Below are 22,489 nucleotides of genomic sequence, written 5' to 3' on the forward strand. Positions count from 1 at the left end.
CCCCGCGGTCAGGCCGGTTCAGCCGCGAGTCGCGCCAGGAGCGGCGACTCGTTCAGGCTTTTTACGACATACCCTGACCAGCGCATCGGCAAGCGCTCCAGGGCCGCGCGCATGATGGGCGGGGACGAAATGGCAGCGAATACGCAGGCACCGGTTCCGGTCAACCGGGCTGAGCCAAATTCTCCAAGCCAATCAAGCGCTTCGGCGACTTCTGGATAACGCCCGCGCACGGTGGAGGTGCAGTCGTTGCGGCCACCCCCCGCGAGAAAGGCGCGTATTGTCGTGACGGGGGAATTACGTGTCAATTCAGCAGCCTGAAAGATTTCCGCCGTGCTCACCGCGGCTTGAGGTTTGAGAACCAGGTAGCTGTTTTCAGGTGGATCGATGGGCGTCAGCACCTCTCCCACCCCCTCCGCCCAGGCTGCGTGGCCGCGCACGAAGACCGGAACGTCCGCGCCCAGTTGCAGACCGAGTCTCGCGAGCGAATCGACATCGAGTCCCGTCCGCCATAACCGGTTCAGTGCCACCAATGTCGTCGCCGCGTCCGAACTGCCGCCGCCGAGACCGGCCTGCGCGGGAATGTTTTTAACGACTTCGATGGCAACGCCTGTGTCCGTGCTGGTGTGCGTCGCAAGCAGGCGCGCTGCCCGCACGACCAGATCCTTTTCGGCGGGCACGTCGTGCAATCCACCGAGACGATCGATGACGCCCGCGGGACGCTGGAAGAATCGCAGCTCATCCGCGAGATCGATGAACTGGAACGCCGTCTGCAACAGGTGATAACCGTCAGCGCGACGCCCGATGATGTGCAGGCAGAGATTGAGCTTCGCGGGCGCCGGCCACGGGGCGGGCGATCCCAGCGGTTCACCCGAGGAAATCATTGTCCGAGCTGCCAGCGGTCGACGACGATCCGCACACGAGTGTCGCCGCTGCTCGCGCGCATGCGGACCGGAACATGTGCGCCCGGCTCATCCGAGTACTGCTGATAGTCGATGCGCCAGCCGTCCTGCTCGAGGATCTTCGCGTCCTGCTCCGCCGCGCCTTGCCACAGATGGTCGCCGGGTGCGGCAATGCCGAGCATCCAGAAGCGCAGCCGCCCCGCGGGAACCTGCGCGCCCAGGCGTGTTTCGAGTTCGTCCCAGGCTGCCTGGGATTCAAGCTTCACGCCGTCACTCGTTTCGAGCGTGACATGCGGATCCTGCGCGTCGCCCTGAACCTGCAGTCGTACGCTGCCGATTCCTACCGGGCCGCGAATTTCGACATCCGCGCGATCGCCCCGCTGCTGCCACTGAAAGGAACCCGAGCCGCCGCCTGCCGCACTCGACACGCCGATGCGGCCGCGCGCCTGCCATTGTTCGAGCTGATTCAGATCCGACGGAATCGCAACGAGCGGACGCGATGGAGCGTGAGTGCAACCGGAGATGAGAATGACGGTCGCAACGACTGCGAGGACTGCGCGACTCAATACAAACAGGACCTGTGCGGGCAGGACCCGCAACTCCCGGCTTTCCGCCATCGACCCCGCCATATCAGTTCGGCAGGGACTTCAGGCGAGCCTGCAGATCCTCGTTCTCGGGATAACGCTGGCTCGCTTCCTTGAGCAACTCGAGCGCCTCGTCCTTGCGACCGAGCGCAAGCAGCACGTCGTAGAGATGCACATCGACTTCAGGATCGTTGATGCGGCGCTTCGCGTGCTGGAGATACGTCAGTGCTTCCTCGTTGCGCTTCACCCGATGCAGCGCCCAACCCATGCTGTCGAGCACGGCGCCGTTGTCCGGCGTTTGCGCGAGCGCCTGCTCGATGAGCTTCAGGCCTTCGCGCGACTTGCTCGTGCGATCGACCAGCGTGTAGCCGAGCGCGTTGGAAGCGAGAGGATCGCCGGGCCGGTCCGCGACCAGCTGTCTCAGCGCACTCACGGCCTCATCGACTTTGTCGGCATCCTCGAGCTGGAACACGCGTGCAAAGCGCAGCTCCGCCGAGTCGGGATACGTCTTCAGCGCGTTATCGAGAAGCGCAATGGCTCCCGTCGCATCGCCATTCGAGGACAACAGCGCGGCGCGGGCAGTGATGGCATCCAGCGTGTATTGCGGGCGCGTGCTCGCGAATTCTTCGAGATGCTTGAGACCGGCGTCGACGCCTTCCTTGCGGGCCTTCAACCGCGCGACCCTGGATTGAGCAGCCATCGCCAGATCGCCGCCGGTCACGCGGGTGTAGATCTGGATCGCTTCATCGGTTGCATCGCGCGTTTCGGCAATGGCGCCGAGATAGAACAGCGACTCGTACACGAAGCGTCCGTTCGACACGAGATTGCTGTAGCGCGTCGCCGCCACGTCACGATTGCCCAGCTGGAAATCGATATCAGCGAGAGCGCGCTCGGCGATCGCACCGGAGTCGCCCGCGGTCAGCGCCTCAAGGTCCTTGCGGCCTTCTTCGTCGCGGCCCGCCTGCAGCTTCATCAGTGCGTATTCGAGGCGATAGGAGTCCTGGCTGTCGTGATCGACGACGGTTTTCGCCGTGGCCAATGCCGCATCGTTCTCGCCGCGGGCCAGCTGAACCTGCGCGAGCAGTAGTCCGGCGGGTGCCCAGTAAGGCCCGAGCTCACGCGCCTTCTGCGCATGCTCCAGAGCAAGCGCAAAGTTGTCGGACTGCAGCGCTGCGCGACCAAGCGCGTAGTGAGCTTCGGTCAGGTCGGGATACTTCAGGACGAGCTTCTGGAGAACGGCGGTTGCCGCGGCAGCCGAACCCTCATCGCCCAGTTGCGGCAACAGCGCGAGAAATCCGGCGGGCGGATTGATGAACGCGGTATCGAGCAGGAAACCCAGGTGCTCAGCGGCCCGATCGATCTGATAGAGATGAAGAGCCGCGAACGCCGCGAAGCGTCGCGCTTCTTCGTTCGTCTGGTTCAGCTGCAGCCAGCGCTCGGCGCCGGCCAGCACCAGTGACCATTGATGATGTTCGTAAGCGATCTTCGTCGCCTGCTCGGCGAGCGTTTCGTCATTCGCTGCCTGGGCCGCCTTCACGTAGGCCTTCGACGCCTCCAGGTACTGCCCGCGCTGCAGAGCGACTTCAGCGCCGAGCACGAGCGCATTCGGGTCGTCCGGCAACGCATCGGTCGTCTTCTGGGCGGGCGTCCCGGCGCATCCCGCGAGGACGATTGCGGCCGCAATTGCCGCGATCGGGTGCCGCCAGCACGTGAAAAAAGCAGGTTTGGCAGTCGGATACATCGTGCTGGCACTATATCAGGGAACACCCTCAAAACTTGTCATTCCGGACAGGTTCGGCGGACAATCGCGGCCGTTTTGCGACACTTCACATGACATTCGTCGTCATCGGCATCAATCACCGCACGGCTCCCGTCGAAATCCGCGAGAAAGTTGTCTTCGCGGGTACGGAGCTGCCGGACGCACTGCGGGCACTCAACGGCATTCCCGGCGTACGCGAGTCGGTGATTGTCTCAACGTGCAATCGCACCGAACTCTATTGCTTCACCGACGACCCTCTGGGCAACGCGCCCGCGCAGCCCCTGGTTCAATGGCTGGGCGAATGGCATGACCTTGCCGCGCATCAGCTCGACCTGAATGATTCGCTGTACCAGCTGCAAGGCCAGTCGGCCGTGCAGCACGTCTTCAATGTCGCCAGCGGCCTCGATTCGCTGGTGCTGGGTGAGCCGCAGATTCTCGGACAGCTCAAGGACGCTTATCGCGCCGCACTCGATCACGGCGTCACCGGCCCGTTCCTCAACCGGCTGCTGCAAACCGCGTTCTCCGTCGCCAAGCGCGTCCGGACCGAGACGCGCATCGGTGCGAGCGCCGTTTCGGTCGCATCCGCCACGGTCGCGATGGCCCGGACTGTCTTCGAGAGCTTCGAACCGCATACGGCGCTGCTCGTCGGCGCGGGCGAAACCATCGCGCTCGCCGCACGCCACCTGCACACGAATGGACTGCGCCGGATGATCATCGCGAATCGCAGCCTCGACCGCGCCCAGGAACTGGCGAAGGAATTCGACGGCTTCGCCATCGGCCTCGATGCGCTCGCGACGCATCTGTCCGAAGCCGACATCGTGATCAGCTCGACGGCGAGCCCGACTCCCGTCATCACTCACGACGCCGTGCGGACCGCCTTGAGGGCACGCAAGCGCAAGCCGATATTCATGGCCGACATCGCCGTGCCGCGCGATATCGAACCGGAAGTCGCGAAGCTCGAAGACATCTATCTGTTCACGATCGACGACCTGCAGAACGTCGTGAACGAAAACATCGAATCGCGACGCGAAGCGGCGCGGGACGCCGCACAGTTGATCGCCGCGGAAATCGCTCTGTTCGAACAGCAACTCAAGACACTCGATGCGGTACCGACGATCCGGCGATTGCGCGACGACGCCGAGGCCCTCCGCGCCCAGACGACCGAGCAGGCGCGAAAGATGCTCGCCGCCGGACGCGATCCCCGGGAAGTCATGGACTTCCTCGCAGCGACACTCACGAACCGGCTGCTGCATGGCCCCAGTCAACGATTGCGCGAAGCCGCCGAACGCGGCGACGGCGATCTGATCCAGGCTGCGAAGGCGCTGTTCGCGCCGGAGCCGGAACGATCCAGGAGAGAAGCAGATCTCCACGGGGGGCACGGGGAACACGGGGCAGAGAAGGAGAAGTCATCTGCCAGCTGACGGATTCCGATGCCTTCCTCGCGGCCTCTTCTTGTCGATTGAAAACTCTTACCCCGTGCTCCCCGTGTCCCCCGTGGAGATTCTTACTCCGTTCTCATGAAAGACTCGATCAGAAACAAACTGGAAAAACTCGTCGATCGTCACGAGGAAGTGAGCGGCCTGCTCGCCGATCCGCAGATCATCTCGAACAACGACAAGTTCCGCGACCTGTCGATGGAGTACGCGAAGCTCGAGCCGGTCGTCAGCCGCTATCGCGACTATCAGAGCCTGCTCACCGAGCGCGCGCAGGCGCAGGAGATGGCGGACAGCAGCGATCCGGAAATGCGCGAGCTCGGCCAGGAAGAACTGAAGACGCTCGATACGCGCATCGAAAACGAAAGCGGCGAGCTGGCGAAACTGCTGCTGCCGAAGGACGCCCGCGACGAGAGCAACATCTACCTGGAAGTGCGCGCCGGAACCGGCGGCGATGAAGCTGCGATCTTCGCCGGCGATCTGTTCCGCATGTACTCGCGTTACGCGGACGGTCAGGGCTGGCGCGTCGAAGTGCTGTCGGAGAACGCCGGCGAGCACGGCGGTTACAAAGAGGTCATCAGTCGCATCGTCGGACGCGGTGCGTTCTCGCGGCTGAAGTTCGAAGCCGGCACGCATCGGGTGCAGCGCGTGCCTGCCACCGAGGCCCAGGGACGCATTCATACGTCCGCCGTGACGGTCGCGATCCTGCCGGAACTGGCGGAGATCGAAGCGATCGACCTCAACCCCGCCGATCTGCGGATCGACACGTACCGCTCCTCGGGCGCCGGCGGCCAGCACGTGAACAAAACCGACTCGGCGATCCGCATCACGCATCTGCCGACCGGCATCGTCGTCGAGTGCCAGGACGAGCGCTCGCAGCACAAGAACCGGTCCCGGGCCATGTCCTTGCTGAAGGCCAGGTTGATGGCGGCCGAGCAGGAGAAGCGCGACCAGGCCGAAGCCCAGTCGCGCAGATCCCAGGTCGGATCCGGCGATCGCTCGGAACGCATCCGGACGTACAACTTCCCGCAGGGCCGGGTGACCGATCACCGCATCAACCTGACGCTGTACAAGCTCGCCGACGTCATGAACGGCGACATCGAGCCCGTGATCGGGCCGCTCCAGCAGGAGTACCAGGCGGAACAGCTGGCCCGGATCGTCGAGTAATCCCTGCCGGGGCGTCGGCCCCGGGGAGGCGCGGTGCCGCGCTGCCACAACCGCCGCCCGGAGATGCTTTCACCTGGCCGACCGTGCAGAATCGATAACCAATGCCTCGCCAGCGAAGCGGGGCTGAAATCAGAATTGGGTTGCACGGGACAAACAGGGAGCACCAGATGAACGCGTCGACAGAACCGAACAATAATCCGTACGCGCCGCCGACTGCCGAAGTAAGCGACGCCGTAGACACGACCGCAGTTGAACACGCCGACCGGCTGACGCGACTGGGAGCCGCCATCATCGATGGCGTGATCAGCATCCTGGTCGTCGTGCCGATGGTCGTCAGCATCGGTACCGACTTCTGGTCCAACCCAGACGCGGGTTTCGACGATGTCTCCTTCGGCTCGGGCGTTTTCGTGACGCTGGCGCTGGCAATAGCGCTGATCGGCTACACGATCCATCTCGTTCACAAGAACGGCCAGACCGTCGGCAAGAAGCTGCTCACCATCAAGGTCGTCCGTTCGGACGGATCGCGCGCTTCGCTTGCACGCATTTTCTGGTTGCGCAACGTGGTGAACGCGCTGCCGGGCATGATTCCGGTCGTCGGCTACATCTACAACCTGGTCGATCATCTGTGGATCTTCGGCGAGAAGCGTCAGTGCGTGCATGACAAGATCGCCGACACGATCGTCGTCAAAGCCTAAGCCTCCCGCTCGTGGCCGGTGAGGTTCTGGACACCGGCGTCTCGACCGAGACGCCGGAGGGCATTCTGATCGAGTTGCGTCCGGCCGGTCTTACGCCGCGTCTCTATGCATTCCTGATCGATCAGTTCATCCGCCTCTGCATCCTCATGGCCATCGGTACCGTCGCCACCTTCATGGAAGGCGTCGGGATGGGCCTTTATCTCATCATCGCGTTCCTGCTCGAGTGGTTTTACCCGGTGCTGTTCGAGCTCAGCCGCTGGGGCACGACGCCAGGCAAGCGAGCGCTGAAGCTCAAGGTCGTCATGGACACCGGCCTGCCGATCACACCGGCGGCATCCTTCACCCGCAATCTGCTGCGCGTGGTCGACTTCCTGCCCCTGCTGTACGGATTCGCAGCCATCAGCATGCTCACGCGCAGCGACTTCAAGCGCCTGGGCGATATCGCGGCGGCGACGCTCGTCGTCTACCAGCCGCAGCCTTCTTCCAAAATCACCCTCGAAAGCATCGCCCCGCTCGCGCCCGCGATGGCGCTCAGCCCGAGAGACCAGGCCGCAATCATCGCGCTCGCAGCGAGAGCATCGCGACTCACGGCAGACCGGATGGATGAACTCGCTGCGATTGCCGCTCCCGTGAGTGGCGACGCGGGACGCTCGGGCCCCGAGGTCACACGGCGCGTGCTGGCAGTCGCACAGTGGCTGCTCGGGAGACGCTGACGTGACGCCGCTGCAATTCGAACAGCAGTACGAGAGCGACTGGCAGGAGCTCGAACGAGGACTGACGCAGCTGCGCACCGGCGACAGGAAGGAACTTGCAGCCGTCGCAGGCGGGCAGTTCGCCGCGCTCTACCGCCGCGTTTGCGAGCATCTGGCGCTGGCGCGAGCGCGGTCGTACCCGGCGTATCTCACGGAACGACTCGATCGGCTCACCGGCGATGCGCATCAGGTGATCTACCAGCGCAAGGAATTCGGACTCGTCCGGCTCAAGGACCTCGTAGCACGCGAGATCCCGCAGGCAGTTCGCGCACACGCGGTGTACGTGTGGATCGCGACGGCCGTATTCGTTCTGCCCACGATCGTGATCGGTCTGCTCGTCTATTTCCGACCGGAACTCATCCTCTCGGTCGTCGATCCGGCCACCGCCGCGCAATTCGAAGAGATGTATTCGGACGACGCCGACTCCATCGGCCGGCTTCGTACCGCTGATACCGACTGGATGATGTTCGGCTTCTACATCCGCCACAACATCGGCCTGGCTTTCCAATGCTTCGCGGGCGGGCTGCTGTTCGGCGTCGGCAGCCTCTTCTTCCTCGCGTTCAATGGCGCATTCTTCGGCGCACTCGCCGGCTTCCTCACGGAGCGCGGCCTGTCGTCGACGTTCTACTCGTTCGTCGTGACGCACGCAGCCTTCGAGCTGACTGCCATCGTTCTCGCAGGCGCCGCCGGCCTGCGGATCGGTCATTCGTTGCTGGCACCTGGGCGGGCAACACGAATGCAGTCGCTGGTCGCGGCCGCGCGCGAAGCGATCGTCATCGTGTACGGCGCCACCGGCATGCTCCTGATCGCCGCGGCGGTCGAGGCGTTCTGGTCGTCCGCCCAGTGGATACCGCACGTCGTCAAATACAGCGTCGCGGCCGTGTGCTGGATCGCCGTCATCGGTTACCTCTCGCTGCAGGGCCGTCGTGCGCGTTGACGCATTCGTAATCCGCTTGCGACGCCGCACGAACATGGAAGCGGCGGACCTGGGCGTGCGGCTCTGCCAGTATTCGGCTCGCAGCGTCTTCTCGTGCTACCTGATCGTGCTGTTGCCGGTGACGATCTTCTCCCTGGCCCTGATCGAGATCGTCGATTGGCTGCCTGCCCTCGTCTTGTGGTGGGCGAAGCCTTGGCTGGATCGCACGATCCTTTTCGTCCTGTCGCGCGCCGCCTTCGGACAGAAGACGAGCATCCGCGATCTCTGGGAAGCGCAACGACAGGTCTGGTGGGGACAGATCATCCGCACGTGGACGACGCGGCGGCTGTCGCCGTGGCGTTCATATACGCAGCCCGCATATCAGCTCGAAGGACAGCGTGGCAGCAAGCTGCGTAAGCGCATCGCACAGCTTCGGCGCGGGCACACGAGTTCGCCGCTGCTGATGACGAGCGCGTTCAGCTTGGCCGAGCTCGCGCTGACGTTCGCGCTGCTGTCGCTGATCTACTGGTTCGCGCCGCAGGGATATGAGCCGGATCTCACCGGCCTGCTGGACGGCACCGGCTCGACGCACCTGCAGTTCGCATATGCGCTGGCCTACGCGTTCGTGATCGCGTTCCTCGAACCCTTCTACGTCGCCAGCGGTTTCGCGATGTATCTCAACCGGCGCGTCGAACTGGAAGCGTGGGATATCGAACAGGAGTTCCGGCGTGCGTTCGCGCAGTGACCCGTCGCGCAAGCGAGTCGCGCTGTCGCTGCTGGCGTCGGCAGCACTGTTCCTGGTCACGAATCCGGCAATCGCCGCGGAAGGCGATCCGCCCACCGAAGAGGCTGTGACCACCGCCGTCGAGAAGCTGAAGGCCGATCCGAACCTCGCGAGCGAACGGACGACGCGAATCCTGCGCTGGGTGGACAGCGACGATCCCAAGCCCAAGGAAGAACCCAGCTCGTGGCTCGAGTGGCTCGCGGACCTGATGCGATGGATCGCCGACAGCAGCCGCATCATCGTCTGGTTGATCGTCGCGACACTCGCGGCCCTGCTCGTGCTCTTCATCGTTCGCTTCCTGCGCCAGATGGGACCGAACGCAGCCGCACGTCGCTTCGAGGCGCCGACGCACGTGCACGATCTGGACATCCGACCCGAGAGCCTGCCCGACGACATCGGTGCCGAAGCGCTCGCCCTATGGCAACGCGGTGAGCATCGAGCGGCACTTTCCCTGCTCTATCGCGGCCTGCTCTCGCGTCTTGCCCACGGTCACGGATTGGAGATCCGCCACTCGACGACCGAGAACGACTGCATCGATCTCGCGACGCGGCATCTCACTGCGGATAGCGGCGCGTATGTCTCGCGACTGGTGCGCATGTGGCAGCTCGCCGTCTATGGCGGCCACGAGCCCGCGACGGACGATGTGCAGAGTGTGTGCTCGCACTTCGCACAGGCCCTGGCACCTCCTGTAACTCAGGAGACTCAGGCGCGATGAACCGCAACTGGATCATCAGCGCGATCGTACTGGCGGGCGTCGCACTCCTGGCGACCTGGATCGCCCACAACACGTACTGGGACACCATCCGGATTCCGACGAGCCTGAAGGGCGAAGCCGCGAGCAACCCGTTTTACTCGCGACAGCGGCTCGCTGAAGCGCTCGGCGCTACGACGGAACATCGCCACGCACTCGGCACGTTGCCCGAGGGAGGAATCGTCGTTCTCTCGCACTGGCACTGGAGTGTGATCGACAATCGGCGAAGACAGCTCGAGGAATGGGTTGAAGCAGGTGGGCGCCTGATTCTCGATCACACCCTGGTCGGCGGAGAGAAGGAGCTCCAGCGCTGGTCCGGCATCGCCCGGAAGATGGCCACCGAGCAGGAGCAGGAACAGGACGAACCAGAGAAGAACGAAACCCAGGAAGAGTCTCCCGACGAAGAGAGCGAGCCCTCCGATCCTCTGCCCGAGCTGCTGTGGGCGAACGATGGCGTTTGTGGCGTCCTGCTTGCCCAACCCATCAGCCTGCGCGACGAGTACCACGTGTGCGGTATCGCCAACGACGCATGGCTCACTGCCGATCGGAAGACTGCCTGGGAGCTGCGGGACAAAGAACATCTGCAGGCTGCCCGCGTGAACGTCGGCAAAGGCAGCGTCACCGTTCTCAATGCAACTCCGTTCGGAAACCGCGAACTGCTGGAGATCGACCACGCACTCCTGTTTGCGGATGTCACCCAGCTGACGGCCGGCGATGAGATCGTCTTCCTGTCCGAGGAGAAGCGCGCCTCGCTGCTCGCGTTGATGTGGCGATACGGTGCTCCCGTCGTCACGCTCTCGCTCGTGCTGCTCGCGCTGGCATTGTGGCGTGGCGCCGTGCGCCTCGGCCCTCTCGCGGCGGCGCCGGCTGCGGCACGCCGCTCCATCGGCGAGCAAATTCGCGGCACGGGTCAGTTCGCCCTACGCTTCGGTGGCGGCGTAGAACTGCATGCTGCCTGCGTGCGCGCCCTGCATGAGACGGCGCAGCGACGCATTCCCGGTTATTCGCAGCTCGACGCCGCCGAGCGCGTGGCGCGAATCGCGCAGATCGCGGACGTGGACGCCGATACCTTGTCCGCAACAGTGAACCATACGGGCTCGCGCCGCCGCGCTGAGCTGCGAAATGCCGTCATGGTGATCGAATACACCCGACGACGCCTGTCGAACGCCACCCGCGCCAGAGAGACCTCCTGATGCAAGCTGAAACCAATACCCTCACGCGAGCCGCCGAAGTACTGAACCGACTGCGCGAAGCCATCGGCACCGCGCTGGTCGGTCAATCCGCGGTCGTCGACCAGATCATCATCACACTCGTCGCGTCCGGGCACGCGCTGATTGAAGGTGTGCCGGGGCTAGGCAAGACGTTGCTCGTTCGAGCGCTCTCGCAAGCGCTGTCGCTCAATCACGCGCGTGTGCAGTTCACGCCGGACATGATGCCCTCCGATATCACGGGGCACGCCATCCTCGACCCGAACACACGCGAGCTGCGCGTCGTGCGCGGACCGGTATTCACTCAAGTGCTGCTCGCGGACGAGATCAATCGCGCACCAGCGAAAACACAGAGTGCGCTGCTCGAAGTCATGCAGGAATACCAGGTGACGCTCGAAGGCCAGACGCTGCCGCTGCCCCAGCCGTTCTTCGTGCTGGCCACGCAGAATCCCGTCGAGACCGAGGGCACCTATCCGCTGCCCGAGGCCCAGCTCGATCGCTTCCTCTTCAAGATCGAGATCAACTATCCCAGCGCGGAAGATGAGGCCCGCGTCGTGGTCAGGGCGACGAGCAATCAGGCGGGCGACCGGCTGCCGCTCGACGACGTCAAACCCGTGCTGAACGAACGCTCGGTTCTGACTCTGCAGCAGATCGCTGCCCGCCAGCGGGTCGACGACAGCGTCGTGGACTACGCCGTACGTATCGTGAGGGCGACGCGCGAATGGCCGGGGCTCGCCATCGGCGCGGGTAGTCGCGGCGCGATTTCGCTCGTCCGCGCGGCACGCGTCACTGCGATGCTGGACGGACGCGACTTCGTCACTCCCGACGACATCCGCAAGTTCGCTCTGCCGGCGCTGCGCCATCGCATCGCGCTGGCACCCGACGCGCTCCTCGAAGGACGCAAGGCGGATGAGCTTCTGACCGCACTCCTCAACAGCGTGCCCGCGCCTCGCGTCTGACGATGAGGATGCGGCTTGCTCCAAGCGGCGTGATGCTGGCGACACTGGGCGCCGGCGCTGCAATCGCGCTGGTGGCCCTGATCGGCGGTTTCTCTGCAGCCGGAGTCGCTGTATTCGCCGCGCTGTGGTTCGGATCACTCGCGACACTCGGCCTCGCTGACTACGCGTTGTCGAAGCGCGCGTGGGACGCGGCTGCTGTGACCATGACGCGTCATCTGCCTGCGGCGTTCGCGTTGGGCGTGCAAAAGCGCGTGCAGTTGCATTTCACTGTGAGCGGCCAGTATCCCTGGCAAGTGCGCCTCCACGATCATGCGGATGCGACAGTTACCACCGACGGCCTTCCCGCAGCGGTGGAACTCATTCCCGAGAAGCTGACGGTCGTCGAATACGCAGCCGGCCCCACACGTCGCGGCACCGCTGCATTCGCACCGGCGGACATCGCGATCCGGTCGCGGCTCAGGCTGTGGGAAATTCTCGAAAGGATCGGCGAGACGGAGCACCGCCGGGTGTATCCGGACTTCGCGCAGGTTGCCCGCTACGCGTGGCTGGCGGGCGACCGGCGACTCGCGGAGATCGGTATCAAGACCTACCTCCAGCGCGGAGAAGGCACCGACTTCAAGCAGCTCTCCGAATACCGGATCGGCGATCCCGTGCGTCACATCGACTGGAAGGCGACCCTGCGCTCGGAAAAGCTGGTCGTGCGCCAGTTCCAGAACGAGAGAGACCAGTGCGTCATCCTCCTGATCGACTGCGGTCGCCGCATGCGGGCGGACGACAAGCAACAGGGAATCGGCGCGGGACACTTCGATCAGGTTCTGAATGCCACCATGCTGCTCACCTACGTCGCGCTGCGCCAGGGCGACGCCGTCGGAGCGATGACCTTCGGCACTCCACCAGGCGAGGAGCGCTGGTTCGCCCCCCGCAAGGGAGCCGCAACATTGAACGCTTTGATGGGCGAGCTCTACGCAGTCCAGCCGACACCCACGCACTCGGACTACCTGCTTGCCGCGCAGGATCTGTTGCGACGACTGCGAAAGCGGGCGCTCGTGATCTTCATCACGAACTTCCGCGACGAAGATACGGGTGAGCTGGAGCAGGCACTGCGTCTGCTGCGATCCCGGCATCTCGTGCTCACCGCGAGCCTGCGCGAACGTGCGGTGGGTGAACTGATCGCACAGCCCATCAGTACGGTGGAATCAGCACTGGATGTCGCGAGCGCGCATCTCTACGAACAGGGGCGCCGTACCGCGTTCAACCAGATTGCCGCTCGCGATGCGTTGATGGTCGACGCCGAGCCACAGCGACTCGGCGTCGAGCTGGTGAATCGCTATCAGGCCGTCAAGAAGGCCGGAATGATCTGAAGGCGCTTACTGCAACGCATCGCCCAGATCGGCGATCAGGTCTTCGACATCTTCGATGCCCACCGACAGCCGCACCAGCGAGTCGTCGATCCCCAGTTCCTTGCGCTTGTCGGCAGGAATGGACGCGTGCGTCATGAGCGTGGGATGGTCGACGAGGCTTTCCACGCCGCCCAGGCTCTCGGCGATCGTGAAAATACTCAGGCGTTCGAGGAATGTCTTCGTCTCCGCGAGTCCGCCTTTGACGAAGAACGTCACGATGCCGCTCGACCCGTTCTTCATCTGGCGCTTGGCGAGCTCATGCTGCGGATGGCTCGGCAGGCCGGGATAGAGCACGCGGCTGACCTTCGGATGCTTCTCGAGCCACTGCGCAATCTGGATCGAGCTCTCGCTCGTCTGGCGCATGCGCAGCGGCAGCGTCTTCAGGCCGCGCAGAGCGAGGAAGCTGTCGAACGGGCCGCTGATACCGCCAACGGCGTTCTGCAGGAAGCCGATCTTGTCCGCGAGCTCGCTGCTCGCCGCCACGGCAATACCGCCAACCATGTCCGAGTGACCGTTGAGATACTTCGTCGCCGAATGCACGACGATGTCCGCGCCGAGCTCGATCGGCCGCTGGATCCACGGACTTGCGAACGTGTTGTCGACGACGGTGAGGATGCCGCGCTTGCGGGCAAACTCCGCGACCTGCGCGATGTCGACCAGCCGCAGCGTCGGGTTGGTCGGCGTTTCGATCCAGATCAGCTTCGTCTCGGGACGCACCGCCGCGGCGAGCGCTTCGGGTTTCGAAAGATCCGCGAAGGTGATGTCCAGGTTGGCCGTGCGACGACGCACGCGCTCGAACAAACGGAACGTGCCGCCGTACAGGTCGTCCATCGCGACGATGTGACTGCCTGCATCGAGCAGTTCGATGACAGTACTGGTCGCCGCCATCCCCGACGCGAAGGCGAAGCCGCGCACACCACTCTCGAGATCGGCGATGCAACGCTCCCACGCATTGCGCGTCGGATTGCTGGTACGCGAATAGTCGTACCCCTTGTGCACGCCCGGGCTGGACTGTGCGTAGGTCGACGTCGTGTAGATCGGCGGCATCACCGCGCCCGTGGAGGGATCGGGTGACTGGCCGGCGTGAATGGCGCGTGTGGCGAAACCGAGGCGGCGGGTGGATGAGGACATATGTAACGAATGGATGATTGATGATGGTCAGTGGGCGGAATTGTCACTCAGGGCGGCGATCCGGGTGAGACTCTTGCGTTATCACCTGATCACTCCGCCGCGACTTCAGCATTTCACCTGCCGGCGCAGGTAGTTCAGCACGTCCGATCGCGTAACCAGGCCGAGGAACTTGTCCCCGTCCATGACGGCCGCGGACGAGCGCACCTCGAGCATCGCGACCAGGTTGTTCATGGACGTGCTCTTGTCGACGCGCAGGAACGCTTTGGTCATCGCGTTGCGCACCGGCTCGTTGAAACATTCCGGGCGACCGAACGCGAACCGCAGGATGTCGTCTTCGGTGACGATGCCGATCAGCTTGTCGTCGTCCATCACCGGCAGCTGCGAGAAACCTGCATTGCGCAGACGATTGTGTGCAGTCGTCAACGCATCGTCCGGACCCACCGTGATCGTCGCGCGCTGGCCATGAGGCCGTCCGATCAGGTCGCGCAGATCGCCGAAGGTCTCGCGCTGCGTGAACCCCTGGTCTTCCATCCAGAAATCGTTGAAGAGCTTGGAGAGATAGCGGGCGCCCGTATCGCAGGCGAGCGTGACGACGCGCTTCGGTGTCTTCTGTTCGCGGCAATAGCGCAACGCAGCGGCCAGGAGTGTTCCGGTCGACGAACCCGCGAGCACGCCCTCCTTCTGCAGCAGCTCGCGTGCAGTGGAGAAGGATTCGCCATCGGGAATCCGGTACGCGCGCTTCGTCAGCGAGAAATCGCAGATCGCGGGAATGAAATCCTCGCCGATGCCCTCGACGAGCCACGACCCCTTCTGCGTCATCTTGCCGGTATCGATGTACTCCTTGAGGATCGAGCCCTGCGGGTCGGCGAGCACGAGTTCGACATGCGGCGCGTGCTTCTTGAAGTAGGCCGCAAGGCCCGCGATGGTGCCGCTCGAGCCGACGCCCACGACGATGGCGTCGACATTCTGCTTCATCTGCTCCCAGATTTCCGGCGCGGTGGTTTCTTCGTGCGCCTTGGGATTGTCGGGATTGGCGAACTGGTTGATGAAATAGGCGCCCATCTTCTTCGCGATGGCCGCGCCGAGATCCTGGTAGTACTCGGGATGGCCCTTGCCGACATCGGACCGCGTCAGTACGACTTCCGCGCCCATCGCGCGCAGGTTGAAGATCTTTTCCTGGCTCATCTTGTCCGGCAGCACCAGGATCATTCGATAGCCTTTCTGTGCCGCGACGAGCGCGAGCCCCAGGCCGGTGTTGCCGGCCGTCGCCTCGACGATCGTGTCGCCCGGCTTGAGCTGGCCGCGCTTTTCTGCTTCCTGGATCATGGAGAGCCCGATGCGATCCTTGATCGATCCGCCCGGATTCATCATCTCGAGCTTCAGGAACAGCTCGCAGGGACCGGTGTCGAGGCGGTTGATCCTGATCATCGGCGTACGGCCGATCATTTCGAGCGCATTGGAATAGACGTGCATTGAGAAAGACTCCGGGAGGGGCTGCTGGCGACTGGCTGCTGGCCAGATCGGATGGCCAGGGCGGACGCGGATCGCGCGGATCGGATAATCTGTGCGTCGATTGTACGTGACTTGATGCGCCCAATGCCCGCCGCCGATTCCTCGCAAACCATTTCCGATGCGCTGCATACCGCAACCACGATGCTGTCGCGCACTTCCCCTTCCGCCCGACTCGACGCCGAGCTGCTGCTCGAGCACGTAACGGGGCTTTCGCGCACGGCTTTTCGCAGCGCACCTGAGCGACAGCTCCCGCCGAAGGCCGGGTGGTCGTACCAACAGCTCATCAAGCGCCGGCTGCAGGGCGAGCCTGTTGCATACATTCGCGGACAGCAGGAATTCTGGTCGCTGCTGCTCGAAGTCACACCCGCGGTCCTCATTCCGCGACCGGAGACCGAACTCGTCGTCGAGCGCGCGCTCGCACATTCCGCGAAGGACGCTGCCATCGACGTCGCCGATCTGGGCACTGGGAGCGGCGCCATCGCAGTCGCGATCGCGCACGAACGACCGGCCGCGCGTCTCGTTGCCGTCGATGCGTCGAAGCCCGCGCTCGAGATTGCAATGCGCAACCTCGCACGACTGCAGGTCGCCAACGTTACGTTGCTGCACGGAAGCTGGTTCGCGCCGCTCGAAGGTCGTCGCTTCGACCTCGTCGTGTCGAATCCCCCTTACATCGCGAGCGAAGATCCGGATCTCGCGCCGGACGTCCGCCGCAACGAACCGGGGATGGCATTGATCAGCGGACGCACCGGGCTCGAAGCCATCGAACACATCGTTGGCACGGCGCCCGATCACCTCGCACCCGGCGGCTGGCTCATCCTCGAACACGGCTGGAAACAAGCGCCCGCGGTCAGCGACTTGCTTGTGCGCGCAGGCTTCAGTCACGTAACCTCACACACCGATCTGGCCGGCCACCAACGGGTAACAGAGGGAAGCTGGATGGCGGATAGCGGATAGCGGATGGGTGAAGACGCTCCGCTGTTTCCATTCCGACCCATCCGCTATCCGCTATCCAACTTCTTCAGGTACTCCCATGCTCGAATTCAAAACCTCCAAAGGCACCTTCACTGTCCAGCTGTTCGACAAGCAGGCGCCGATCAGCGCTGAAAACTTCCGCAAGTACGCCGAGGACGGCTACTTCGACGGCACGGTTTTCCATCGCGTGATTCCGGGGTTCATGGTGCAGGGCGGTGGAATGACCGCTGACCTCAAGCCCAAGGCCGGTCAGCGGCCGGCGATCAAGAACGAAGCGACCAACGGTCTCAAGAACAAGCGCGGCACGCTGTCGATGGCGCGCACGAGCGACATCAACAGCGCCACCTCGCAGTTCTTCATCAACGTCGTCGACAACGATTTCCTGGATCACAAGGGTGCCGCGAATTTCGGCTACGCCGTCTTCGGCCGCGTCGATTCCGGCATGGAAGTGGTCGATGCCATCGTCGGCGTGAAAACCGGCAGCAAGGGCGGCCACCAGGATGTGCCCGTCGAGCCGATCACGATCGAGTCGGTGACGGTGGTTCCTGACAAGGAGGCTTGAGGGCACGAGGAGCCATAAGAAGTTGGATGGCGGATAATGGATGGCGGATAGGCCGGAAACAGCGAAGCGTCTTCACCCATCCGCCATCCGCTATCCGCTATCCGCTATCCAACTTCTCAATGCGCCGTATATCCCGCATCGCCGGCTGGCTGCTGCTCAGCTGGATCGTTCTGACGGTGTCGGCGGTGCTCCTGATGCGATGGATCGATCCGCTCACGTCGGCATTCATGGTTCGTGAGCGCATCGTCGCTTCGACCTCGAAGCCGCAATACGCGGTGAGGCAGCGATGGGTCGACGCGAAGGACATTTCGCCGCAGATGAAGCTGGCGGTGATCGCGTCCGAGGACCAGACATTCCCGGACCACTACGGCTTCGACTTCAAATCGATCGACAAAGCACTCGACGAACGCGAGAGCGGCCGGCGTGTGCGGGGCGCGAGCACGATCTCGCAGCAGGTCGCGAAAAATCTGTTTCTCTGGTCCGGCAAGAGCTGGATCCGCAAAGGACTCGAGGCCTACTTCACGGTGCTGATCGAGACGCTCTGGCCCAAGGAGCGGATTCTCGAGGTGTACCTGAACATCGCCGAATTCGGTAAAGGCGTGTTCGGCGTGGGTGTCGCGAGCGAGACCTACTTCAAGAAGCCCGCGGTTCGATTGAACACGTACGATGCGGCACTGCTGGCAGCCGTCCTGCCGAATCCCAAACGATTGCGTGCGAACGCACCGTCGCGCTACGTGCGCTCACGCCAGGAATGGATCGTCGGTCAGATGCGCGGCCTCGGCGGCACGGCATTGCTGAAGCGGCTGGACTGAATCAGGGCCCCGCTTCGACCGCAACGGAAGCCGCGATCTTCGGCGCTGCCGGTTTGTTCAGCGCGCTCGACAGTCTCGAAGCCGCATCCATGAACCTGTGGCCGTCGGGTGTGATGGAAGCCATCTCGATCGCGGGCAGAACGAAACGCCCCAGATTCAGTTTGCGAACGGACGCCACGATCCGCTGCTGCTCGTGCGCGTTCGCGGAATCGAAAGCGACGATGTCCCGATGCAGCTGGCGCGATATCGACGGCATGACGATTTCCGCCCGTCCGATCATCACGCGCACGATCGTGTCGGGTCGCGGCTCGATATCGAGCGGCAGCATGCGATCGGTCCACGCAGCCGGCAGCACGTAGAGCACTCGCGTGCCCTCCTCCTCGAACCACTGATCCTTCCAGGTCTCGACCATCGCGAGCGCTTCCTTCGGGAAGAGTCCCTGGGAAATGAGCGTCGCGACCATCTCCTTCATGACACGCCCCTGCACATTGATTGCAGCGTCGAAGGGCTCGACATCGAGCTGCACGAGGCGCTCAGCGCCCGGGGTGAGCGATCCCAGCTCGTGAAAGCGCATCATGTCTTTGCGAATCGTCAGTACGAACGCCGCGGGAACCGGCTCCTCGCTCGCCAACGCAAGTGATGAATCGTCCGCCGAGACCTTCACTTTGAGCGGCGCGGATTGATATCCGATTCCGCGATAGAACAGATCACGCTCGTACTCGGCTTTGCTCCGGGCATGCGGCGACTGTGTGCGCAGAAGATTGGCGTCCGTCGCACGGGCTGCGTAGTAGTGACGCGCATGCGCGTCCTCGCGATCGCGAATCAACTCGTCGGCGCTGATTGCGTTCGACGCAGGCCCAAGAATCCGCACACCCTTCCATTCGATGATCGAGCGCCGGTCAAAGCGGGTATAGCCATCGACAGCCACGGAGTAAGGACCAATGCTGTCCGCCTGCGGATACCACTCGGTGATTCGGCCCGTCGGAAAGGACACGCGCACGTCGACATCGAGTTCCCTGTCGGAATAGAAGTAGATGACTGGCGTCTCCATGCGCAGGACACCGACGGTCTGATCCTTCCGCGTCTGATCGACGAGCACAACGTTGGCGAAGCCGCCGTTGCGCGTCGCGCTGCTGTAGACGAAGTCAGGAAGGTCCGCCGCGATGAGCGGCTTCCAATGCTGCTGCACGCCATCGGCACCCTGGACCGAAGTGAACGTGCCCCACTCGTGGACGATGAGACTCTCTGCGCAGTGCGCCTGCGAAACCGCGCTCAGCAGCGCACATGCCAGGAATTGCCGGATGTCCATGAGCCAACCCTCTCGAGTCGCCTGAACCCCTCATCGACGGGCCGCGTTGCGCGGCCCGTCGGAAAACGCATCAACCTTACTGTTCGACCGCGAGACCGATCGGGCACGTCACGCCCGTACCGCCGATACCGCAGTAGCCCTTCGGATTCTTCGCCAGGTATTGCTGGTGATAATCCTCGGCGTAGTAGAACGTCGGCGCGTCCTCGATCTCAGTCGTGATCGCCGCAGCGTGACCCGCTTTGCGCAGCGCCTCGCCGTAGCGCTCACGGCTCGCTTCCGCCGCAGCTCGCTGTTCAGCATCGTAAGGATAGATGCCGGACCGGTACTGGGTGCCGACGTCGCCGCCCTGCCGCATGCCCTGGGTCGGATCGTGCGATTCCCAGAACACCTTCAGCAGCTCGTCGTACTCGATGTCCTTCGGGTCGTAGATGACGAGCACGACTTCGTTGTGCCCGGTGTAGCCGCTGCAAACTTCCTCGTACGTGGGATTCGGCGTCGATCCGGCGGCATAACCGACGGCCGTGCTGTAAACGCCGGGCAACTGCCAGAACTTGCGCTCGGCGCCCCAGAAGCAGCCGAGCCCGAACATCGCCTTTTTCAGTCCCTGCGGAAACGGCGCGACGATGCGGTTGCCGTTGACGTAATGCTGATGGGGAACGGACATCGAAGCGTCCCGGCCCGGCAGGATGTCGGCCGAATCGGGCATGACAGCTTTCTTGCGGAACGAATACATGGGTGACCTCGACAGGGGACGATGGCGGTCAGTGAGGGAAGACTACGGAGATTGACTTGATGGGGGCAATGGGGCGGGTTTCACCCCCGGCTGTCACCCCCGCGAAGGCGGGGGGTCCAGCTTGGCGACCGGATGGATCCCCGCTTTCGCGGGGATGACGGACTTGCACTTGATCGCTCCGCCCGGAGTGCTATAGATGCGGTCGACCACGGGAAAAACCAGCGCTCCCGGCGCGACGAAGTCGTCAGGTAGTCATGCGGATCCGGCGTCTGCGATGGGGATGGATGGCGGCAGCGATGGCCTGCGGCATCGCCCCGTGGACGTTGGTTTTTGCCGAGACGGCATCGCCAGGCGCCGCCACGGTGCTCGGCGCCAATCCTCAACTCTCCGAAGGCGCACAGGCGATGCTGTCGGGCGACTGGCAACGCGGCATCGAGCTCACCGTGCTCGGACTGAGTGCCGCGGTTTCACCGGCTGACCGGGCTGCGGCTCTCGCGAATCTCTGCGCCGCTCATGCGGCACTCAAGCAGTACGACAAAGCATTGGTCTTCTGCGATCAGTCCCTGGCGATCGACGAGGACAACTGGGAAGCGTGGCAGAACCGCGCGGCCTGCCACCTGGGGCTGAACAAGATTGAAGAATCGCTGCGGGACCTGCAGCGCGGCCTCGCCCTCAATCCGGACTCCGACGCGCTACAGAAGACCCTGACGATCGCGCGTGACCGGGAGAAATTGCAGCAGGAAAGGTTGAGGCACCTGGTGGAGTCGTAGCGCAAGCTAGTGCGCGACCGCCTCCGCCCGCCGCGGCGTATTGTCATCCGCCACCCACTGCGAGCCTCCCCCACCCACATTCCCCATGAACACCGGGGCCTCCGCGGCATTCCGGCATTCGCGTGGGGTGACGCCATGGAATCGACGCAGGGCACGGAACAGCGTCGAGCGTGAATCGAAACCGACTTCCTTCACGACTTCGTCGACTTGCCGCTGACTGCTCCGCAGCAGGCGCGCCGCGACGGATGTGCGCTTGCGCTGCAGGTATTCATGGGGCGTGACTTCGTGAATCTGCTTGAACAGCCGCAGGAAATGATGCCGCGAAAGGAAGGCCGCGCGCGCCATGTCGGTGAGCATCAGCGGGCGTGAGAAATTCGAATGAATGAAATCGGTCGCGAGCGACACGCGACGCAGGATCTCGCGACGCGTTGCGGCGCGACGCACTGGAATCTGGCGGGCGCGCGCGAGCAAGTGGCGGTGATGGATCAGCAGCCGCTCGAGCAGGAACGCGAGCTGCTCCTCGTACCAGAGCGCATCATCGAGGCCCATTTCACAATGACGCCGGATGAAGAGCAGCACTGGCGTGACGCTGCGATCGTGAGTGTGCAGATGCGGCGCGAACGGCAGCACGGAGCCCGTCACCAGCTCGCCGTCTTCGAGCATGCGGTCCTCGGGCGTCGTCAGCGAGCCGAGTACGTCCTCTGGCATGCCGGGGCGGAAAAGGATCGATAGTGAGTGGACATTGCGCGGCGACCGGATCCTGACCGACACCGGTCCCGCCGGCGCCAGCATCCAGGTGTCGTCGTCGACCATGATGCGACGACCGTCGACGCTCACTTCCTCGCTGCCGTTCCATGCGCACAGCAGGGCGAGGCGGCGGCCATCCAGCGTGTAGTCGATTGATTGCGTGTTCAGATCGAGGATGACGCTGTCATCGGTGCCCAGCCGTGCCGGCGACGCCCCGTTCTGTAGTTCGTGCGTTCTGCGAACGATCATCCGTTGTGTGCTCCCCATGTCTGCCAGATGCGCTTGCCCCGCAGGGTGTAGATGACGACGTCACGCGTCGGTATACAAGCGACTTACGACTATGAGATACGCAGATGCGACGAAAGGTTTCGACGCAGGCCCGCGCAGATGCCGACAACACACAAAAAAGCCACAGATGAGACAAATCGCAATGGCGACGCGGAGATGCGCGCGAACATTCCGTGGCGCTAGAGACAAAGATCGTTACATGAAGGTGTACGACCGTTCATTCTTCTGTGACAGTCGTATCGTCCACGGAGGGACTTCGTGTACAGGTCAGCGTGCGACGAACGACTGACTCTTTGTGCTGGGACTACGCAGCAACGGCAGGAAGTGGCCCTGGTCGCCGCGGTGG

At 63.6% G+C, this 22,489-nt stretch carries 22 protein-coding genes and 1 pseudogene; 14 read left to right on the forward strand and 9 right to left on the reverse strand.

The window, feature by feature from the left end:
- Positions 1 to 8 precede the first annotated feature (8 nt).
- From ispE to HNQ60_RS23635, 3 genes are read right to left on the reverse strand one after another with little or no spacing between them, the layout of a single operon-like run.
- Entirely contained in the window at positions 9 to 881 is an 873-nt protein-coding gene (gene ispE, locus HNQ60_RS23625) for a 4-(cytidine 5'-diphospho)-2-C-methyl-D-erythritol kinase (RefSeq protein WP_184335242.1), read from the reverse strand.
- Positions 878 to 1,516 (reverse strand): lipoprotein insertase outer membrane protein LolB, encoded by a 639-nt coding sequence (lolB, locus tag HNQ60_RS23630; protein ID WP_184335243.1) that lies wholly within the window; start codon positions 1,514 to 1,516, stop codon positions 878 to 880. The genes ispE and lolB overlap by 4 nt, the downstream gene beginning before the upstream one ends.
- Positions 1,517 to 1,529: 13 nt before the next feature.
- On the reverse strand, positions 1,530 to 3,224 hold the full coding sequence (locus tag HNQ60_RS23635) for a tetratricopeptide repeat protein (RefSeq protein WP_184335244.1): 1,695 nt from the start codon (positions 3,222 to 3,224) through the stop codon (positions 1,530 to 1,532).
- 89 nt (positions 3,225 to 3,313) lie between these two features.
- Here HNQ60_RS23635 and hemA point away from each other — a divergent pair, with 89 nt between their 5' ends.
- The 10 genes from hemA to HNQ60_RS23685 all read left to right on the forward strand — a co-directional run bounded on the left by hemA (position 3,314) and on the right by HNQ60_RS23685 (position 13,268).
- Positions 3,314 to 4,663 (forward strand): glutamyl-tRNA reductase, encoded by a 1,350-nt coding sequence (gene hemA / locus HNQ60_RS23640; RefSeq protein WP_184335245.1) that lies wholly within the window; start codon positions 3,314 to 3,316, stop codon positions 4,661 to 4,663.
- Between the two features lie 96 nt (positions 4,664 to 4,759).
- Positions 4,760 to 5,842 carry a peptide chain release factor 1 gene (prfA, locus tag HNQ60_RS23645; protein ID WP_184335246.1) on the forward strand — a complete coding sequence of 361 codons (1,083 nt, stop codon included), beginning with the start codon at positions 4,760 to 4,762 and terminating at the stop codon, positions 5,840 to 5,842.
- A 167-nt stretch (positions 5,843 to 6,009) separates the two neighbouring features.
- Positions 6,010 to 6,537 carry an RDD family protein gene (locus HNQ60_RS23650; RefSeq protein ID WP_184335247.1) on the forward strand — a complete coding sequence of 176 codons (528 nt, stop codon included), beginning with the start codon at positions 6,010 to 6,012 and terminating at the stop codon, positions 6,535 to 6,537.
- 11 nt (positions 6,538 to 6,548) lie between these two features.
- A complete protein-coding gene (locus HNQ60_RS23655; protein ID WP_184335248.1) occupies positions 6,549 to 7,250 on the forward strand; it encodes an RDD family protein in 702 nt (233 codons plus the stop codon).
- Between the two features lies 1 nt (position 7,251).
- Entirely contained in the window at positions 7,252 to 8,226 is a 975-nt protein-coding gene (locus tag HNQ60_RS23660) for a stage II sporulation protein M (protein ID WP_184335249.1), read from the forward strand.
- The gene (locus HNQ60_RS23665) at positions 8,216 to 8,950 is read left to right on the forward strand and encodes a hypothetical protein (RefSeq protein WP_184335250.1); all 735 of its coding nucleotides are present in this window, start codon (positions 8,216 to 8,218) and stop codon (positions 8,948 to 8,950) included. Before HNQ60_RS23660 ends, HNQ60_RS23665 begins: the two co-directional genes overlap by 11 nt.
- Positions 8,934 to 9,704, forward strand: a complete 771-nt coding sequence (locus HNQ60_RS28175; RefSeq protein ID WP_184335251.1) for a DUF4129 domain-containing protein — start codon at positions 8,934 to 8,936, stop codon at positions 9,702 to 9,704. Before HNQ60_RS23665 ends, HNQ60_RS28175 begins: the two co-directional genes overlap by 17 nt.
- Positions 9,701 to 10,933 (forward strand): DUF4350 domain-containing protein, encoded by a 1,233-nt coding sequence (locus tag HNQ60_RS23675; RefSeq protein ID WP_184335252.1) that lies wholly within the window; start codon positions 9,701 to 9,703, stop codon positions 10,931 to 10,933. Before HNQ60_RS28175 ends, HNQ60_RS23675 begins: the two co-directional genes overlap by 4 nt.
- Positions 10,933 to 11,907, forward strand: a complete 975-nt coding sequence (locus HNQ60_RS23680) for an AAA family ATPase (RefSeq protein ID WP_184335253.1) — start codon at positions 10,933 to 10,935, stop codon at positions 11,905 to 11,907. The genes HNQ60_RS23675 and HNQ60_RS23680 overlap by 1 nt, the downstream gene beginning before the upstream one ends.
- A gap of 8 nt (positions 11,908 to 11,915) precedes the next feature.
- Complete coding sequence (locus HNQ60_RS23685; RefSeq protein ID WP_184335254.1) at positions 11,916 to 13,268, forward strand: DUF58 domain-containing protein; 1,353 nt, start codon at positions 11,916 to 11,918, stop codon at positions 13,266 to 13,268.
- 6 nt (positions 13,269 to 13,274) lie between these two features.
- Here the strand turns inward: HNQ60_RS23685 and HNQ60_RS23690 are convergent, their stop codons facing one another.
- From HNQ60_RS23690 to HNQ60_RS23695, 3 genes and pseudogenes are all read right to left on the reverse strand, one after another.
- Positions 13,275 to 14,438, reverse strand: a complete 1,164-nt coding sequence (locus HNQ60_RS23690; protein ID WP_184335255.1) for a trans-sulfuration enzyme family protein — start codon at positions 14,436 to 14,438, stop codon at positions 13,275 to 13,277.
- Between the two features lie 105 nt (positions 14,439 to 14,543).
- On the reverse strand, positions 14,544 to 14,708 hold the full coding sequence (locus tag HNQ60_RS28400) for a CBS domain-containing protein (RefSeq protein ID WP_407676465.1): 165 nt from the start codon (positions 14,706 to 14,708) through the stop codon (positions 14,544 to 14,546).
- A gap of 50 nt (positions 14,709 to 14,758) precedes the next feature.
- Positions 14,759 to 15,911: pseudogene (locus HNQ60_RS23695) on the reverse strand (pyridoxal-phosphate dependent enzyme); the annotation flags it as partial.
- 123 nt (positions 15,912 to 16,034) lie between these two features.
- Between HNQ60_RS23695 and prmC the strand changes: the two are divergent.
- The 3 genes from prmC (at position 16,035) to mtgA (ending at position 18,296) form a co-directional block, all read left to right on the forward strand.
- Complete coding sequence (gene prmC / locus HNQ60_RS23700) at positions 16,035 to 16,904, forward strand: peptide chain release factor N(5)-glutamine methyltransferase (RefSeq protein WP_184335257.1); 870 nt, start codon at positions 16,035 to 16,037, stop codon at positions 16,902 to 16,904.
- Positions 16,905 to 16,980: 76 nt separating this feature from the next.
- A complete protein-coding gene (locus tag HNQ60_RS23705) occupies positions 16,981 to 17,484 on the forward strand; it encodes a peptidylprolyl isomerase (RefSeq protein ID WP_184335258.1) in 504 nt (167 codons plus the stop codon).
- Between the two features lie 119 nt (positions 17,485 to 17,603).
- Positions 17,604 to 18,296 carry a monofunctional biosynthetic peptidoglycan transglycosylase gene (gene mtgA, locus HNQ60_RS23710; protein ID WP_184335259.1) on the forward strand — a complete coding sequence of 231 codons (693 nt, stop codon included), beginning with the start codon at positions 17,604 to 17,606 and terminating at the stop codon, positions 18,294 to 18,296.
- A 1-nt stretch (position 18,297) separates the two neighbouring features.
- On the opposite strand, the gene HNQ60_RS23715 is transcribed toward mtgA, so the two are convergent.
- A complete protein-coding gene (locus HNQ60_RS23715; RefSeq protein WP_184335260.1) occupies positions 18,298 to 19,605 on the reverse strand; it encodes a hypothetical protein in 1,308 nt (435 codons plus the stop codon).
- Positions 19,606 to 19,681: 76 nt separating this feature from the next.
- Positions 19,682 to 20,338, reverse strand: a complete 657-nt coding sequence (gene msrA / locus HNQ60_RS23720) for a peptide-methionine (S)-S-oxide reductase MsrA (RefSeq protein ID WP_184335261.1) — start codon at positions 20,336 to 20,338, stop codon at positions 19,682 to 19,684.
- A 254-nt stretch (positions 20,339 to 20,592) separates the two neighbouring features.
- On the opposite strand from msrA, the gene HNQ60_RS23725 reads away from it, so the two are divergent.
- Positions 20,593 to 21,108: a tetratricopeptide repeat protein gene (locus HNQ60_RS23725; protein WP_184335262.1), complete on the forward strand. Its 516-nt coding sequence runs from the start codon at positions 20,593 to 20,595 to the stop codon at positions 21,106 to 21,108.
- A gap of 6 nt (positions 21,109 to 21,114) precedes the next feature.
- On the opposite strand, the gene HNQ60_RS23730 is transcribed toward HNQ60_RS23725, so the two are convergent.
- On the reverse strand, positions 21,115 to 22,104 hold the full coding sequence (locus HNQ60_RS23730) for a helix-turn-helix domain-containing protein (RefSeq protein ID WP_184335263.1): 990 nt from the start codon (positions 22,102 to 22,104) through the stop codon (positions 21,115 to 21,117).
- Positions 22,105 to 22,489: the final 385 nt, after the last annotated feature.

The organism is Povalibacter uvarum (assembly GCF_014202975.1).
GTDB classification, from domain to species: Bacteria; Pseudomonadota; Gammaproteobacteria; order Steroidobacterales; family Steroidobacteraceae; genus Steroidobacter; species Steroidobacter uvarum.

Coding starts and splice junctions, on each gene's coding strand:
- ispE (WP_184335242.1), bottom strand. CDS start 881: ATGATTTCCTCGGGTGAACCGCTGGGATCGCCCGCCCCGTGGCCGGCG.
- HNQ60_RS23685 (WP_184335254.1), top strand. CDS start 11,916: ATGCGGCTTGCTCCAAGCGGCGTGATGCTGGCGACACTGGGCGCCGGC.
- HNQ60_RS23635 (WP_184335244.1), bottom strand. CDS start 3,224: ATGTATCCGACTGCCAAACCTGCTTTTTTCACGTGCTGGCGGCACCCG.
- HNQ60_RS23690 (WP_184335255.1), bottom strand. CDS start 14,438: ATGTCCTCATCCACCCGCCGCCTCGGTTTCGCCACACGCGCCATTCAC.
- msrA (WP_184335261.1), bottom strand. CDS start 20,338: ATGTATTCGTTCCGCAAGAAAGCTGTCATGCCCGATTCGGCCGACATC.
- mtgA (WP_184335259.1), top strand. CDS start 17,604: ATGCGCCGTATATCCCGCATCGCCGGCTGGCTGCTGCTCAGCTGGATC.
- lolB (WP_184335243.1), bottom strand. CDS start 1,516: ATGGCGGAAAGCCGGGAGTTGCGGGTCCTGCCCGCACAGGTCCTGTTT.
- HNQ60_RS28400 (WP_407676465.1), bottom strand. CDS start 14,708: ATGACCAAAGCGTTCCTGCGCGTCGACAAGAGCACGTCCATGAACAAC.
- prfA (WP_184335246.1), top strand. CDS start 4,760: ATGAAAGACTCGATCAGAAACAAACTGGAAAAACTCGTCGATCGTCAC.
- HNQ60_RS23715 (WP_184335260.1), bottom strand. CDS start 19,605: ATGGACATCCGGCAATTCCTGGCATGTGCGCTGCTGAGCGCGGTTTCG.
- HNQ60_RS23650 (WP_184335247.1), top strand. CDS start 6,010: ATGAACGCGTCGACAGAACCGAACAATAATCCGTACGCGCCGCCGACT.
- hemA (WP_184335245.1), top strand. CDS start 3,314: ATGACATTCGTCGTCATCGGCATCAATCACCGCACGGCTCCCGTCGAA.
- HNQ60_RS23675 (WP_184335252.1), top strand. CDS start 9,701: ATGAACCGCAACTGGATCATCAGCGCGATCGTACTGGCGGGCGTCGCA.
- HNQ60_RS23680 (WP_184335253.1), top strand. CDS start 10,933: ATGCAAGCTGAAACCAATACCCTCACGCGAGCCGCCGAAGTACTGAAC.
- HNQ60_RS23725 (WP_184335262.1), top strand. CDS start 20,593: ATGCGGATCCGGCGTCTGCGATGGGGATGGATGGCGGCAGCGATGGCC.
- HNQ60_RS23705 (WP_184335258.1), top strand. CDS start 16,981: ATGCTCGAATTCAAAACCTCCAAAGGCACCTTCACTGTCCAGCTGTTC.
- prmC (WP_184335257.1), top strand. CDS start 16,035: ATGCCCGCCGCCGATTCCTCGCAAACCATTTCCGATGCGCTGCATACC.
- HNQ60_RS23730 (WP_184335263.1), bottom strand. CDS start 22,104: ATGATCGTTCGCAGAACGCACGAACTACAGAACGGGGCGTCGCCGGCA.